Annotated in this window: 13 protein-coding genes; 4 read left to right on the forward strand and 9 right to left on the reverse strand. The window is 61.2% G+C overall.

Going from position 1 to position 14,641, the window contains the following annotated elements; all coding sequences use genetic code 11:
- The first annotated feature begins 77 nt into the window (after positions 1-77).
- Both L598_RS06510 and L598_RS06515 read left to right on the forward strand, forming a co-directional pair.
- Complete coding sequence (locus tag L598_RS06510) at positions 78-287, forward strand: hypothetical protein (RefSeq protein ID WP_144861158.1); 210 nt, start codon at positions 78-80, stop codon at positions 285-287.
- Between the two features lie 156 nt (positions 288-443).
- Entirely contained in the window at positions 444-893 is a 450-nt protein-coding gene (locus L598_RS06515) for a hypothetical protein (protein WP_144861159.1), read from the forward strand.
- Positions 894-963: 70 nt separating this feature from the next.
- Here the strand turns inward: L598_RS06515 and lpdA are convergent, their stop codons facing one another.
- From lpdA to L598_RS06560, 9 genes are all read right to left on the reverse strand, one after another.
- Positions 964-2,370, reverse strand: coding sequence for a dihydrolipoyl dehydrogenase (gene lpdA, locus L598_RS06520; protein ID WP_144861160.1), 1,407 nt, complete (start codon positions 2,368-2,370; stop codon positions 964-966).
- Positions 2,371-2,393: 23 nt separating this feature from the next.
- Positions 2,394-3,161, reverse strand: a complete 768-nt coding sequence (locus tag L598_RS06525) for an SDR family oxidoreductase (protein ID WP_144861161.1) — start codon at positions 3,159-3,161, stop codon at positions 2,394-2,396.
- A gap of 16 nt (positions 3,162-3,177) precedes the next feature.
- On the reverse strand, positions 3,178-4,797 hold the full coding sequence (gene odhB, locus L598_RS06530) for a 2-oxoglutarate dehydrogenase complex dihydrolipoyllysine-residue succinyltransferase (protein WP_144861162.1): 1,620 nt from the start codon (positions 4,795-4,797) through the stop codon (positions 3,178-3,180).
- 33 nt (positions 4,798-4,830) lie between these two features.
- The gene (locus L598_RS06535) at positions 4,831-7,818 is read right to left on the reverse strand and encodes a 2-oxoglutarate dehydrogenase E1 component (protein ID WP_144861163.1); all 2,988 of its coding nucleotides are present in this window, start codon (positions 7,816-7,818) and stop codon (positions 4,831-4,833) included.
- A 98-nt stretch (positions 7,819-7,916) separates the two neighbouring features.
- Positions 7,917-8,813 (reverse strand): succinate--CoA ligase subunit alpha, encoded by an 897-nt coding sequence (gene sucD / locus L598_RS06540; RefSeq protein WP_144861164.1) that lies wholly within the window; start codon positions 8,811-8,813, stop codon positions 7,917-7,919.
- 5 nt (positions 8,814-8,818) lie between these two features.
- On the reverse strand, positions 8,819-10,015 hold the full coding sequence (gene sucC, locus L598_RS06545) for an ADP-forming succinate--CoA ligase subunit beta (RefSeq protein WP_144861165.1): 1,197 nt from the start codon (positions 10,013-10,015) through the stop codon (positions 8,819-8,821).
- Positions 10,016-10,029: 14 nt separating this feature from the next.
- Entirely contained in the window at positions 10,030-10,995 is a 966-nt protein-coding gene (gene mdh / locus L598_RS06550) for a malate dehydrogenase (protein ID WP_144861166.1), read from the reverse strand.
- Between the two features lie 219 nt (positions 10,996-11,214).
- Positions 11,215-12,426, reverse strand: a complete 1,212-nt coding sequence (zapE, locus tag L598_RS06555; protein WP_144861167.1) for a cell division protein ZapE — start codon at positions 12,424-12,426, stop codon at positions 11,215-11,217.
- 54 nt (positions 12,427-12,480) lie between these two features.
- Complete coding sequence (locus L598_RS06560; RefSeq protein WP_144861168.1) at positions 12,481-13,011, reverse strand: protease inhibitor Inh/omp19 family protein; 531 nt, start codon at positions 13,009-13,011, stop codon at positions 12,481-12,483.
- A gap of 253 nt (positions 13,012-13,264) precedes the next feature.
- Between L598_RS06560 and L598_RS06565 the strand changes: the two genes are divergently transcribed.
- Both L598_RS06565 and L598_RS06570 read left to right on the forward strand, forming a co-directional pair.
- Positions 13,265-14,383: an MBL fold metallo-hydrolase gene (locus L598_RS06565; protein ID WP_144861169.1), complete on the forward strand. Its 1,119-nt coding sequence runs from the start codon at positions 13,265-13,267 to the stop codon at positions 14,381-14,383.
- Between the two features lie 61 nt (positions 14,384-14,444).
- Positions 14,445-14,606 (forward strand): DUF1328 family protein, encoded by a 162-nt coding sequence (locus L598_RS06570; protein WP_144861170.1) that lies wholly within the window; start codon positions 14,445-14,447, stop codon positions 14,604-14,606.
- Positions 14,607-14,641: the final 35 nt, after the last annotated feature.

Raw genomic sequence — 14,641 nt, forward strand, 5'->3', positions numbered from 1 at the left:
GAACAAAGCGTGATTTGTGCACGAGCCGCATCGCTGATACCTTTCCTTGCGTAAAGTCGTCAGGAAAGGAATTGAGGATGAAACGAGCGCTCCTGATTGCAGCCGCACTCGGCCTCTCCGTTACCGGGGCTTATGCGGAATGTGCTGGCCACCGCGTCAGTGCCAGCGTCGACAAGGATCTCACAGTGGCGAGCGTTGCCAGCGAGAAAAAGGCCATGTCGACCTCTGAGACGAAGGCCGAAGCTTCGTCAGCCACCACCGTTACGACTCCGGAACAGACCGACTAGACCGCTCCGGATCGCGTCCGACACTAAAGTAAGGCGTTTTAATCACGGAGCCCGATAGTATCGGGCACCGTGGCTTTCACAGCACGCTTTCCGCAGGGAACTGATGATCCCTCTTACGCGTTTAGGTCCACCCAGACCTGACAGAGGGAGAGTGTTATGGCGGAATTCGACAGAGATCGCGATCCGAACAAGCCTGCGCCGGACCCTGCGGCCGCGCCGCCCGGGTCGCCCGCCAATCAGACTGTCGTCCAGAGCGGGGGCAGTAGCGGCGTCATCGTCGCTGCCATCATAGCGGCCATATTGGTCATATTGTTCCTGGCTTTTGGCGGCGGAGCTTATTTAGGCGGATCGGAGACCACTGCGCCGGAGACGGGCAGCGAATCCACCGTGACACCTGAAAGCGGCGGCACGGCCGCGCCAGCGCCCGGCGACACCGGTTCCGATGCGGCGGATTCGGGCGCTTCGGGCACGGATACAGGTACTACCGCGCCTGATACCGACAGCGGAGCGGCGGGCGGCGCTACCGGAACCGGTGCAGGCACTGGTACCGACACGGATGCTCCCGAAGACACGGGCACTTCGACCACGCCGGCACAGGAGCAGTAAGGCCTATATATCATAGAAGGAAAAAGCGCGGCCGCCACGGCCGCGTTTTTTGTTTGAGGAAGCAGGGGCGTCAGATGTGGATCGGTTTCGCGAATGCGCCGAGCGCCGCTTCCTTCACCGCTTCCGACATCGTCGGATGGGCATGGCAGGTACGGGCCAGGTCCTCGGACGAGCCGCCGAACTCCATCAGCACCGCCGCCTCGTGGATCATCTCGCCGGCCCCAAAACCGACGATGTGTACACCGAGCACACGGTCCGTCTTCCTGTCGGCCAGGATCTTCACGAATCCGTCCGTATGCAGCATGGCGCGGGCGCGGCCATTGGCGGTGAAGGGGAATTTGCCGACCGCATATTCCACGCCGGCCTTCTTCAACTCCTCTTCCGTCTTGCCTATGGATGCGACTTCCGGGCTGGTATAGACGACGCTCGGAATCACATTGTAGTTCACATGCCCGGCCTGGCCAGCGATGATCTCGGCTACCGCGACGCCTTCCTCTTCGGCCTTGTGCGCCAGCATCGGCCCTGCGATCACGTCGCCGATGGCATAGATGCCGGATATGTTAGTGCGCAGATGGTGATCCGTTTTCACACGGCCGCGGTCGTCCACCTCAATGCCAGCTTCCTGGAGACCGAGGCCCTCCGTATAGGGTTTGCGGCCGGTGGCGACCAGGACCACATCCGCCTCAAGCGTCTCCGCGTCGCCGCCCTTGGCGGGCTCGAAGGTCACCTTGGCCCCCTTTTTCGCTTTGGATACGTCCGTAACCTTGGCGCCGAGCCGGAATTCAAAGCCCTGCTTGGCAAGCAGGCGCTGGAACTGCTTGGCCACCTCGCCGTCCATGCCACCAAGGATGGTGTCGAGATATTCCACCACGGTGACCTTGGCACCGAGTCGCGCCCATACGGATCCAAGCTCCAATCCAATCACGCCGCCGCCGACCACGATCATGCTGTCGGGCACCTTGGCCAATTCGAGGGCGCCGGTCGAGGAGATGATCACTTTTTCGTCGAACTTGACGTCGACGCCGGGAATGCCTGCAACCTCCGAGCCAGTGGCGATGACGATGTTCTTGGTCTCGATTTCCTGCACCTTGCCATCCTCGCCGGCAACACCGACCTTGCCCTGGCCGAGAACCTTGCCGGTGCCCCGGAAGACGTCGATCTTGTTCTTCTTCATCAGGAAGTCGAGGCCCTTGGTGTTCTGCTCGACGGTCCTGTTCTTGTGCTCCAGCATCTTCTTCAGGTTGAGCTTCGGCGTGCCGACATCGACCCCGAGTTCGGCGAAGGAATGGCCGGCCTCCATAAACGCTTCGGAGGCATGGAGTAGGGCTTTCGAGGGGATGCAGCCGACATTGACGCAGGTTCCGCCATGGGTTGCCCACTTCTCGATCACGGCCGTCTTGAGACCAAGCTGTGCAGCCTTGATGGCGCAGACATAGCCTCCCGGGCCCGTTCCGATCACCACCACATCGTAAGCCATCATTCTTCCTCTTAAATCGCGGCTCAGCGGCCGCCGCTGATGTTCAGGAGAGCGCCCGTAGCGTATGACGCCTTGTCGGAAAGAAGCCATAAAATGGCTTCTGCGACCTCTTCGGCAGTGCCTGCCCGCTGCATCGGAACGGTGCCGGCCAAGCGGGCGATACGGTCGGGCTGCCCGCCGGAGGCATGGATTTCCGTCTCTATGAGGCCCGGCCGCACCGCATTGACGCGGATGCCTTCCGCCGCGACCTCCCGCGACAGGCCAATGGTGAAGGTATCAATTGCGCCTTTCGACGCGGCGTAGTCCACATATTCGCCCGGCCCGCCCAGAATCGCGGCCATGGAGGAAACATTGACGATAACGCCGCCCTTTCCTCCATTCTTCGTGGACATGCGCCGCACAGCCTCGCGGGCGCAAAGCAGCGACCCGATCACATTGATGCGCATCATGCGCTCCAGGCGCGCGAGGTCCATTTCATCGATGCGGGCCTTCCGATCCACCACGCCGGCATTGTTGACCAGGGCATCAAGTCTGCCGAAGCGCTGATCTATAGCCTGGAACAGCGCCAGAACATCCTCTTCATTGCCGACATCACCGCGGATGGCCAAGGCTTCGCCTCCCTTGGATCCGATATCCGCGGCTAMCSCCYTKGCCGCCYGCTCGTCTGAAACATAGCTGAGGGCGACGCGATAGCCAGCCTCAGCAGCGAGTCTGGCCGTGGCCGCGCCGATTCCGCGCGAGCCCCCTGTCACGAGAAGGGTCTTTGTTTCGACCGGGGCAGCCAAGGCCATCGTCACACCATACGGCCTAGAGGTCGAGAACCAGTCTTTCGGGATCTTCGAGGACTTCCTTGACGCGTACGAGGAAGGTCACGGCTTCCTTGCCGTCGACGATCCGGTGGTCATAGGAGAGCGCCAGGTACATCATCGGGCGGACAACGATCTGTCCGCCTAGGACCATCGGTCGCTCCTGGATCTTGTGCATGCCCAGAATGCCCGATTGCGGGGCGTTGAGGATGGGCGTGGACATGAGCGAGCCGTAGACGCCGCCATTGGAGATGGTGAAGGTGCCGCCCTGCATGTCGGCGAGCGCCAGCTTGCCGTCGCGCGCCGCCGCGCCGAGCCGGCCGATCTCCTTCTCGATCTCGGCGATGCCCATACGATCCGCATCGCGCACGACCGGCACGACAAGGCCCTTGTCGGTGCCGACAGCGACGCCGATATGGCAGTAGTTCTTGTAGATGATGTCCGTGCCGTCGATCTCGGCATTGACGGCAGGAATCTCCTTCAGCGCGTAGCATACGGCCTTGGTGAAGAAGCCCATGAAGCCGAGCTTCACGCCATGCTTCTTCTCGAAGAGGTCCTTGTACTTCTTGCGCAGGTCCATGACGGCAGTCATGTCCACCTCGTTGAAGGTGGTGAGCATGGCGGCCGTGTTCTGTGCATCCTTGAGCCGGCGGGCGATGGTCTGGCGCAGTCGGGTCATTTTCACCCGTTCCTCGCGCGCTTCGTCACCGGCAGACGAGGGCGCACGAGCAACCTTGGGAGACTCGGCCGGTTCGCTGGGCGCCCCACGGCCCCGAGCCGCGCCGCTTTCGATCGCGGCGAGCACGTCGCCCTTCAGGATCTGGCCGTCCTTGCCGGAGCCGGTAACATCGGAAGCACTCAAACCCTTCTCCTGCATCATCTTGGCTGCGGAGGGCGCCGGCGGACGACGCTCCTCGATCTGCGGTTCGCCGCCAACCGCAGCCGTCTTCTCCTCCGCCTCACGCTGGACCCGGGCGCCGGCCTCCCCTGCGGCTTGAGCTATCGCCCCGGACTTTTCGCCGGCGGCGGCACCCTGCTCGATTCGAACCAGCAAAGCGCCCACCTTCACTTCGTCGCCGCTAGCGACCACGATCTCGCGGATCACGCCGTCAACCGGCGACATCACCTCCTGCGCTGCCTTGTCGGTCTCCAGCTCGAGGATCGGCTCGTCTGTCTTCACCGCGTCGCCGACCTTCTTGTATACGGAGCCCACCTGAGCCTCCGTTACCGATTCCCCGGCGGAAGGCACCTTCACCTCAACCAGCTTGCCGGCATCGGATTTCTCCGCTGCGGCGGATGCCTTCTCGGGGGTCTGGGCAGGCTCCTGTTGCGCCGTGGCGGCATCGGAAGCCTTGGCGGCCTTGGATGGTGCGGTGCCGCTTTTTCCGTCAGCGATCATTCCCAGAAGAGCGCCGACTTCCACGGTCTCGCCTTCCTTCGCCGTGATCTCGTCAAGGGTGCCGGCCGCGGGGGCCGGCACTTCGATCGTTACCTTGTCGGTCTCCAATTCCACGATCGGTTCGTCTGCGGCAATTGACTCGCCGGCCTGCTTGAACCAGCGGCCTATCGTCGCCTCGGTCACGGATTCACCGAGAGTGGGAACGCGGATTTCAGTAGCCATTGATCTGTTTTCCGTCTTCTCTGCTTGGCCGTGTCAGTTGCCGAGGGCGTCTTCCAGGAACGCTTCGAGCTGGGCGAGATGCTTCGACATGAGACCGGTCGCCGGCGAAGCGGCCGCCGGACGTCCGGTGTAGCGTACGCGCTTGTGCTTGGCATCGATATGCGCCAGCACCCATTCCAGATAGGGATCGATGAATGCCCAGGCGCCCATGTTCTTCGGCTCTTCCTGGCACCAGACCATCTCGGCATTCTTGAAGCGCGACAATTCGTTGATCAGGGCCTTGGCCGGAAAGGGGTAGAGCTGCTCGATGCGCAGGAGATAGATATCATCTATGCCGCGCTTCTCGCGCTCTTCGTAAAGGTCGTAATAGACCTTGCCGGTGCACAGCACGACGCGGCGGATCTTGGAATCCCTGACCAGCTTGACGGCCTGGTTCTTGAGGGTTTGCGCGTCGTCCCACAGCAGGCGATGGAAGGTGCTGTCCCCCGCCATTTCCGAAAGATTGGAGACTGCCCGCTTGTGGCGAAGGAGCGACTTCGGCGTCATCAAGATAAGCGGCTTGCGGAAGTCACGCTTCAACTGCCGGCGCAGGATGTGGAAATAGTTCGCGGGCGTCGTGCAATTGGCAACCTGCATATTGTCTTCCGCGCACATCTGCAGGAAGCGCTCCAGACGTGCGGAGGAATGCTCCGGCCCCTGGCCTTCATAGCCATGCGGAAGCAGGCAGACGAGGCCCGACATGCGCAGCCACTTCCGCTCGCCCGAAGAGATGAACTGGTCAAAGACGACCTGGGCGCCATTGGCGAAATCCCCGAACTGCGCTTCCCACAAGGTCAGGGCGCGGGGTTCGGCCAATGAGTAGCCGTATTCGAAGCCGAGCACGGCTTCTTCCGAAAGCATCGAGTTGACAACCTCGTAATTGGCTTGCTGCGGCCCGAGATTGTTGAGGGGGATATAGCGTCTTTCATCGCGCTGATCGTAAAGCACCGAATGACGCTGCGAGAAAGTGCCGCGCTCCGAATCCTGGCCTGAAAGGCGGACGGGGTTGCCTTCCATGAGAATGGAACCGAAAGCCAGCGCCTCGGCGGTCGCCCAGTCGATATCCTCTCCGGATTCGATCATCTTTCTGCGATTGTCGAGGAAACGCTTGGCGGTCCGATGAACCTCGAAATCCTTCGGCACCTCGGTCAGCTTGCGGCCGATTTCCTTCAGCATCTTGATGGGCACGCCGGTTTTGCCCCGACGCTGCTCGTCCTCGTTGTCGGCGCTTCTGAGGCCGGACCAGACGCCGTCGAGCCAGTCTGCCTTGTTGGGCTTGTAGGACTGTCCGGTTTCAAACTCGCTTTCGAGATGGGCACGCCAGCCGGCCCTCATCTCGTCGATTTCCTGCTCGGTTATCAGTCCCTCGTCGATCAGTTTCTGCCCATAGAGCTGCACCGTCGTCTTGTGCGACTTGATGGTCCGATACATGATTGGCTGCGTGAATGCCGGTTCGTCGCCTTCGTTATGGCCGAAACGGCGATAGCAGAACATGTCGATGACAACAGGCTTCTGGAAGCGCATGCGGAATTCGATCGCCACCTTGGCCGCATAGACGCAGGCTTCGGGATCGTCACCGTTGACGTGGAAGATCGGCGCCTCGATCATCTTTGCGACATCCGAGGGGTAAGGCGAGGAGCGCGAGAAGCGCGGATTCGTCGTGAAGCCGATCTGGTTGTTGATGATGAAATGGACCGTCCCGCCGACGCGGTGGCCGCGCAGGCCGGAAAGGCCGAAGCATTCCGCCACAACGCCCTGTCCCGCAAAGGCCGCGTCGCCGTGGATCAGCAAGGGCAGTACCTTGGCCCTTTCCGCCTGGGGCACGACCTCCTCGCGCTTGCGGCCGAAGACCTGATCCTGCTTGGCACGGGCCTTGCCCATGACGACCGGATTGACGATTTCCAGATGCGAGGGATTGGCGGTCAGCGACAGATGCACCTTGTTGCCGTCGAACTCGCGATCGGAGGAGGCACCGAGGTGGTACTTCACGTCTCCGGAGCCTTCCACATCGTCGGGCGCGAAGGAACCGCCCTTGAATTCATGGAAAATGGCCCGGTGCGGCTTGCCCATGACCTGGGAAAGCACGTTCAGACGTCCGCGATGGGCCATGCCGAGCACGATCTCGGTGAGCCCCAGCGAGCCGCCGCGCTTGATGATCTGCTCGAGGGCGGGGATCAGCGATTCACCGCCGTCGAGGCCGAAGCGCTTCGTGCCCTTGTACTTCACATCGAGAAACTGCTCGAAGCCTTCCGCCTCGATAAGCTTCTGCAGGATCGCCTTCTTGCCCACATCGGTGAAGGCAACGCCCTTGTCCGGACCTTCGATGCGCTCCTGGATCCAGGCCTTTTCCTCGGGATTGGAGATATGCATGAACTCGACGCCGAGCGTCGAGCAGTAGGTGCGCTTCAGGATATCGAGCATTTCGCGAATGGTCGCGAATTCGAGCCCGAGCACATTGTCGATGAAAATCTTGCGATCGTAATCGGCCTCCGTGAAGCCATAGGCTTCCGGTGAGAGCTCGTTGTAGTCCTCTAGGGGCTTGGCCAGCCCCAGCGGGTCGAGATTGGCGTGGAGGTGGCCGCGCATGCGGTAGGCGCGGATCATCATGATGGCCCGCACCGAATCCCGCGTCGCCTGCAGCGCTTCCCGGTCGCTCAGGGCGACGCCGCCTTCGGCAGCCTTCTGCTTGACCTTGCCGTCGAAATGCCGCTCGACCTCACCCCAATTGCCATCCAGTGCCGAAACCAGTTCGCCATTGGCGGTTATTGGCCAGTTCGGCTTTTTCCAGGACGCGCCGGCTGCGCTCTTCTTCACATCGGCGGCATTGTCCTTCAATTCGCCGAAGAAGGTTCGCCAGCCGTCATCGACCGAAGCCGGATCGTCCTGATATTTTGAATAGAGCTCCTCGATATAGGCGGCATTGCCGCCATAGAGGAACGAGGTGAGGGAGAATTCGTCGTTGGCCTGATCCTGCCGTGCCATCTCTTCATCGGAGCCTGCCGCTCCGTCTCCTTTTGATCGGCAGTCGGTCTTCGGCAGGTCGGCACCCGACTGCCTATTGCCTACTGCCGATTGCCCCTTCAGCCCTTGATCGCCTCGACCAGTGTCTTGCCCAGCCGGGCGGGGGAAGGCGATACCTTGATGCCGGCCGATTCCATGGCCGTGATCTTGTCCTCGGCACCGCCTTTGCCGCCGGAAATGACCGCACCGGCATGTCCCATCGTCCGTCCCGGAGGCGCGGTGCGGCCGGCAATGAAGCCCGCCATCGGCTTCTTCCGGCCTTTCCTAGCCTCGTCCTTGATGAACTGCGCGGCATCCTCTTCCGCCGAACCGCCAATCTCGCCGATCATGATGATGGATTCGGTTTCGTCGTCGGCGAGGAACATTTCGAGCACGTCGATGAACTCCGTGCCTTTCACCGGATCGCCGCCGATGCCGACCGCAGTCGTTTGTCCAAGCCCTTCATTCGTCGTCTGGAACACGGCTTCATATGTAAGCGTGCCCGAGCGCGAAACAACGCCCACCGAACCCTTCTTGAAGATGTTGCCCGGCATGATGCCGATCTTGCATTCGTTCGGCGTCAGCACGCCGGGGCAATTCGGGCCGATCAGGCGTGATTTCGATTTTTCGAGCTTGGCCTTCACCTTAACCATGTCCATGACCGGAATGCCCTCGGTAATGCAGACGATCAAGGGAATCTCCGCCTCGATTGCCTCGATGATTGCAGCCGCAGCACCTGCCGGTGGCACATAGATGACCGAGGCATTGGCGCCGGTCTTTTCCTTGCCCTCGGCGACGGTCGCGAAAATCGGCAGCGGCACGCTTCCGTCCCAGGTCGTTCCACCCTTTTTCGGATGGACGCCGCCAACCATCTTGGTGCCGTAATAGGCAAGCGCCTGCTCGGTATGGAACGAGCCGGTATTGCCGGTGAGCCCCTGGACGAGAACCTTGGTGTCTTTGTTGACGAGAATGGACATCCGGCTCAGCTTCCCTTCACTGCAGCAACGATCTTCTTGGCGGCATCGTCGAGGTCGTCGGCGGGCACGACGTTGAGGCCGCTTTCGTTGATGATCTTCTTGCCGAGATCGACATTGGTACCCTCGAGGCGGACCACTAGGGGTACCTTGAGGCCGACTTCCCTGACGGCGGCCACGACGCCTTCGGCGATCACGTCACAGCGCATGATGCCGCCGAAGATGTTGACCAGGATGCCCTTCACGTTCGGATCGGCGGTTATGATCTTGAAGGCGGCAGTCACCTTTTCCTTGCTCGCGCCGCCGCCGACGTCGAGGAAGTTTGCCGGTTCGGCGCCATAGAGCTTGATGATGTCCATCGTCGCCATGGCAAGGCCCGCTCCATTCACCATGCAGCCGATATTGCCGTCCAGCGCCACATAGGCGAGATCGTATTTGGAGGCCTCGATCTCCTTCTCGTCCTCTTCGGTCGTGTCGCGCAGCTCCATCACTTCCGGATGGCGGAACAGCGCGTTGTTGTCGAAGGACACCTTGGCGTCGAGAACGCGCAGGCGGCCATTCTCCATGACGATCAGCGGATTGACCTCGAGGAGGCTCATGTCCTTCTCGACGAAAGCCTTGTAGAGCGTCGGGAACAGCATTTCACCGTCCTTGGCCGCGTCGCCGGTCAGTTTCAAAGCCTGGTTGAGCTTTTCGACATCGGCCGCCGTGACACCCGTTTCGGGATCAATGGCGACGGTGACGATCTTCTCGGGCGTTTCTTCGGCCACGGCCTCGATATCCATGCCGCCTTCAGTCGACACCACGAAGGAGACGCGGCCTGCCGAGCGGTCCACGAGGATCGACAGGTAGAGCTCGCGGTCGATGTCGGCGCCGTCTTCGATATAGAGGCGGTTGACCTGCTTGCCGGCCGGACCGGTCTGCTTGGTGACCAGCGTGTTGCCGAGCATCTCCTTGACGTTGGCGACAACCTCGTCCACTGATTTGGCAAGACGGACGCCACCCTTGGCGTCAGGTCCCAACTCCTTGAACTTGCCCTTGCCGCGCCCGCCGGCATGGATCTGGCTTTTCACCACATAGAGCGGGCCGGGAAGCTGTTTGGCGGCTGCTTCGGCATCAGCCACATTCAATACCGGCACGCCCTCGGCAACCGGCGCGCCATAGCTCTTGAGAAGCTGCTTGGCCTGGTATTCGTGGATGTTCATCGCCTCCGGGGCTCCTACTTCTTCAGGTTGGGCGCGATCTCGGCACAAGCCTCGCAAAGACCCTGCACGGCTGCCACCGACTTGTCGAACATCTTTTGCTCGGTCTTGTTCAGGTCGATCTCGATGATGCGCTCGACGCCGCCTGCACCGATGACGGTAGGCACGCCGACATACATGTTCTTGACGCCATACTGGCCCGAAAGATGGGCCGCGCAGGGCAGCACGCGCTTCTTGTCCTTGAGATAGCTTTCCGCCATCGTGATCGCGGAAGCCGCGGGGGCATAGTAGGCCGAGCCGGTTTTCAGGAGGCCGACGATCTCGGCACCGCCGTCACGGGTCCGCTGGACGATGCTTTCCACCTTCTCCTTGGAGGTCCAGCCCATCTTGACCAGATCGGGAATGGGGATGCCAGCAACCGTGGAATAACGCGTCAGCGGCACCATGGAATCGCCATGGCCACCGAGCACGAAGGCCGTGACATCCTCGACCGAGACCTTGAATTCCTCGGCCAGGAAATAGCGGAAGCGCGCCGAATCGAGCACGCCGGCCATGCCGACCACCATGTTCTTGGGCAGGCCGGAGAATTTCTGCAGGGCCCAAACCATGGCGTCGAGTGGATTGGTAATGCAGATGACGAAGGCATTGGGGGCATATTTCCGGATGCCTGCGCCAACCTGTTCCATCACCTTGAGGTTGATGCCGAGCAGATCGTCGCGGCTCATGCCCGGCTTGCGGGGCACGCCAGCCGTCACGATGCAGACATCGGCGCCCTCGATCGCCGCATAGTCGTTGGCTCCGAGCAGCTTGGCGTCAAAACCCTCGACCGGCGAGGATTGCGCGATGTCCAGTGCCTTGCCCTGGGGTGTGCCTTCGGCGATATCGAAAAGAACAACGTCGCCAAGTTCCTTGAGGCCGGCCAGGTGGGCGAGCGTTCCGCCGATCATGCCGGAGCCGATAAGAGCGATCTTGTCGCGAGCCATGTGTGCTGATTATCCCCTTGCGTAATGCCGAGCCGTGGATCGGCCAGCCAACTTGGTCCAAGCAGGTCTGACGAGGCCTAGCCCACCACCCGAAAGTCCGGAAGGCATAGTCGTATCGCCAACGAAATTCAACCGTTTCTTTCTGTCGCAATGATTTCAATCGTTTAGACAGTATGGAATTTACGTAAACGTAAATATTTGCCGGCTCCGATATTGCCGTCAGCCGCCCGCGGCCGCCATGGGACCATCATCCTTCTGCCTTGCTATTCCCGCCCGACGCGCCCCGGCACCGTCCACCCAGTCACGGCTTTGCATTTCGAAGAGCCGGGAAGCCGTTCGCTGGAATTCGAAGGCTTCCGTGCCGCTCCTGCCTGTATAGAGCTTCTCCGGTGCCGCTTCGGCGCTCAGGACGAGATGGGCGCGGCTGTCATAGAGCGTGTCGATCAGTAGGATGAAGCGCTTCGCCTCGTTGCGCTGCGCCTCGTCCATGACCGGAACGTGATCGATGAAGATCGTGTCATAGGCTTCGGCGATGGCCATGTAGTCCCGGGCGCCATGCGGCTGTCCGCACAGGTCGTGAAAGGAAAAGCGCGCCGCGCGTCCGGCTGCGGCCGGCACGACGATCTCGCGGCCTTTGACGGAGATTTCCGCGGGACGAATGTCATGTCCTTCGGTCGCCGCCCTCCATGCCTCATCCATCATCCGATCCGTATCTGCACCGATGGGTGTCATGTAGACCGGAAGATGATGGAGCTTTTCCAGCCGGTAGTCGGTTGCCGTATCGAGCCGCATCACCGTGACGTGCTGCTTGAGGACATCGATGAAAGGCTCGAACAGGCCGCGATTGAGCCCGTCCCTGTAGAGATCCTCCGGCGCTACATTGGAGGTCGCGACCAGAACCACGCCGTGTTCGAAAAGTGCTGAGAACAGGCGCGACAGGATCATGGCGTCGGCTATGTCCGTCACCGAGAATTCGTCGAAGCATAACACCCATGCCTGTTCGGCAAGCGCTTTCGCCACGGGCGGGATCGGGTCCCGGTCTCGCGTAGCGCCGGCCTTGAACGCTTCGCGATGACGTCCGATACGGTCATGGACATCGGCCATGAAGTCGTTGAAATGGGCCCGCCGTTTTGCTTCTACCGGGACAAGTTCAAAGAACATGTCCATGAGCATGGTCTTGCCGCGCCCGACCCCGCCATGGACATAAAGGCCCATGATGTTTTCACGCGCCTTGCGGCGCTTGGCGAAAAGCCAGCCAAGGGCGCTGGATTTCAGCGCCAGACGCCGTTCGTCTATATCTCCGATCAGCCGGTCGAGAGCCTTTGCGACCGCTTCCTGCGCCGGATCGCGCGACAATGCGCCGAGTTCGACGAGGTGATCATAGCGCTGCGTGACGGAGGGGTGCGTTACGAGGCCGTCGCGCAAGGACATGTTTCAGGTTCCGGCCAAAAAAGCTGTCGGGAAGGATTTAACGATCCGTGAGGGTCAGCGAGAGAGGGATATGGGCTGGCCGGTGCTTGTCTGGCCGTTGAACTGCTCGTTGCCGCTGGAAGAAAGGCGGGCGAGCACACCGCCGCTCTCGTCGTAGAAGGCCAGTTGGCCGCCTTCGACGTTCCACGACTTCACCCCGTCGAGCGGGGCCGGGCAGCGAAGCGGCCCTGCGCGATAACCCTGGCCGAATTTCGTTTGCGGCGTGGCCACCCGGCAACTCTGTCCGGCAACATTGACGGTCCAGACGCCTGCGACGCTGCCCGCCGAAATTTCGGGGCCGCTGGCGGCAGCATTGGGGTCGAGAGCCGCCATCTGCTGTTCCTGCTGCGGCGCTTGAGGGAACTCTGTTGGGGACAGTGGTCCGGACGGAGGCGGAAGCTGGCTGGACTGGACGGTGCCCGACGGAGCAGGGGTCAGCGGGGCCGGACCAGCGCTTTGCGGTTGACTGAAACGGTCGCTCTGACAGCCTGCTGCAAGAAGCGTCGTCAGCGATACGGCGACCATTGCAATTTTTGATCGTGACATCCCGTCCTCCGTTGGCGGCACGCGATGCACCGCTTGCGGTCCCTTCAATAGCCGAATCATGGCGATGTTGCGGAAAAGATCAGATTTCAACGTGGTTAATATCAGGTTCATCCAAGTGGCACAGCACTGGGCTTACTGGACAGATATGCTTGTACAGGCACAATTGCGCAAGCAGCGCGGTTTGTCCATGCAAGGATCGCTGGCAAAGATGGCTCGAACTTGAACCTGCAAGGCCAATCACTATTCTCCAGCAATGAACAGACGCAAACTGCTTGCATGGCTGGGATCGGGAAGTGTCGGCGCCGTGGTTGCCGGGAGTGCCGCGACAAGCGGGAAAAAGACCGGCAACCGCTATTATAAAGGCCCGGTCAGCGACCATTTCGATGGCGAAGTCTTCTTCAATCCCAAAGGCGTGCCGCCGCGATCGCTCGGCGATCTGCTGAAATGGCAATTCTGGGAAACCCGCGCCAAATGGCCGGCATCCTTTCCTAGCCCGCATCCGCAGGCGAGGCCCGTTGCCCGTGTCGATGGCGGCGGCTTGCGCGTGACCATGATCGGGCATGCAAGCCTGCTGGTTCAAATTGCAGGGCTGAACATATTGACCGATCCAGTCTGGTCCGAACGCTGCTCGCCCTTCAGTTTCGTCGGGCCCCGGCGCGTGAACCCGCCGGGGATTGCCTTCGAGAACCTGCCGCGGATCGACCTCGTGCTGCTCAGCCACAATCACTACGACCATATGGACATGGCCACGCTGGCGCAGCTCAGGGAGGCGCATGACCCGGTCGTGATGACGCCGCTCGGGAACGACACGATCGTGAAAGGCTCCATTCCCGGCATGAAGATTGTGACGGGCGATTGGGGTGATCAGGTTTCGTTCGGGCCGGCGATGATCCATTTCGAGCCGGCGCATCACTGGTCCGCGCGCGGCATGGGAGACCGCCGCATGGCGCTCTGGGCTGCCTTTGTCGTCGATACACCCGCCGGCAGGATTTATCATGTCGGCGACACCGGCTTTCACCAGGGCATCAACTATCGCGCCGCAGCCGAAAAGCATGGCGGGTTTCGTTTCGCCATTCTTCCGATCGGTGCTTACGAGCCGCGTTGGTTCATGGAGGCGCAGCACCAGAATCCCGAGGAAGCCGTGAAAGGCATGCTGCTTTCCAACAGCGCCTTCGCCGCCGGCCATCATTGGGGAACGTTCCAGCTCACCAACGAGGCAATAGAAGAGCCTCGCGAGCGGCTCCTAGCCGCCCTTGATGCGGAGGGCTTGTCAAAAGATCGTTTCCGTCCGATGCAACCCGGCGAAGTCTGGGACGTCCCCGAAGAGATCGGATCGGTCTTTTCGAGGGCCCAGGGGGCACAAGGAACGTAATCGTCGCCGCAGCGTTCTCCTGAAGCCGCATTTGCGCGGCTCTAAAGGAGGGTCGTTTCCGATGATCAAATGGATTCTCATTCTTCTTGTCGTTGCGGCGGTAGCAAGCCTGCTCGGTTTCAATTCGCTGGCTGGCGTGGCTGCGACCGGTGCGAAGATACTGATCGCGATCGTGCTCGTCCTCTTCCTGCTGGTCATACTGGGCATCGTCGCCATCGCCTGAGCAGATATTCACCGGCTGGTAATTTCCGCTTCGAT

This window comes from Mesorhizobium sp. J18, assembly GCF_007829525.1.
Lineage (GTDB): Bacteria > Pseudomonadota > Alphaproteobacteria > Rhizobiales > Rhizobiaceae > VLJP01.

Coding starts and splice junctions, on each gene's coding strand:
- L598_RS06560 (WP_144861168.1), bottom strand. CDS start 13,011: ATGTCACGATCAAAAATTGCAATGGTCGCCGTATCGCTGACGACGCTT.
- sucD (WP_144861164.1), bottom strand. CDS start 8,813: ATGTCCATTCTCGTCAACAAAGACACCAAGGTTCTCGTCCAGGGGCTC.
- L598_RS06570 (WP_144861170.1), top strand. CDS start 14,445: ATGATCAAATGGATTCTCATTCTTCTTGTCGTTGCGGCGGTAGCAAGC.
- lpdA (WP_144861160.1), bottom strand. CDS start 2,370: ATGGCTTACGATGTGGTGGTGATCGGAACGGGCCCGGGAGGCTATGTC.
- sucC (WP_144861165.1), bottom strand. CDS start 10,015: ATGAACATCCACGAATACCAGGCCAAGCAGCTTCTCAAGAGCTATGGC.
- L598_RS06510 (WP_144861158.1), top strand. CDS start 78: ATGAAACGAGCGCTCCTGATTGCAGCCGCACTCGGCCTCTCCGTTACC.
- zapE (WP_144861167.1), bottom strand. CDS start 12,426: ATGTCCTTGCGCGACGGCCTCGTAACGCACCCCTCCGTCACGCAGCGC.
- L598_RS06535 (WP_144861163.1), bottom strand. CDS start 7,818: ATGGCACGGCAGGATCAGGCCAACGACGAATTCTCCCTCACCTCGTTC.
- odhB (WP_144861162.1), bottom strand. CDS start 4,797: ATGGCTACTGAAATCCGCGTTCCCACTCTCGGTGAATCCGTGACCGAG.
- mdh (WP_144861166.1), bottom strand. CDS start 10,995: ATGGCTCGCGACAAGATCGCTCTTATCGGCTCCGGCATGATCGGCGGA.
- L598_RS06565 (WP_144861169.1), top strand. CDS start 13,265: ATGAACAGACGCAAACTGCTTGCATGGCTGGGATCGGGAAGTGTCGGC.
- L598_RS06515 (WP_144861159.1), top strand. CDS start 444: ATGGCGGAATTCGACAGAGATCGCGATCCGAACAAGCCTGCGCCGGAC.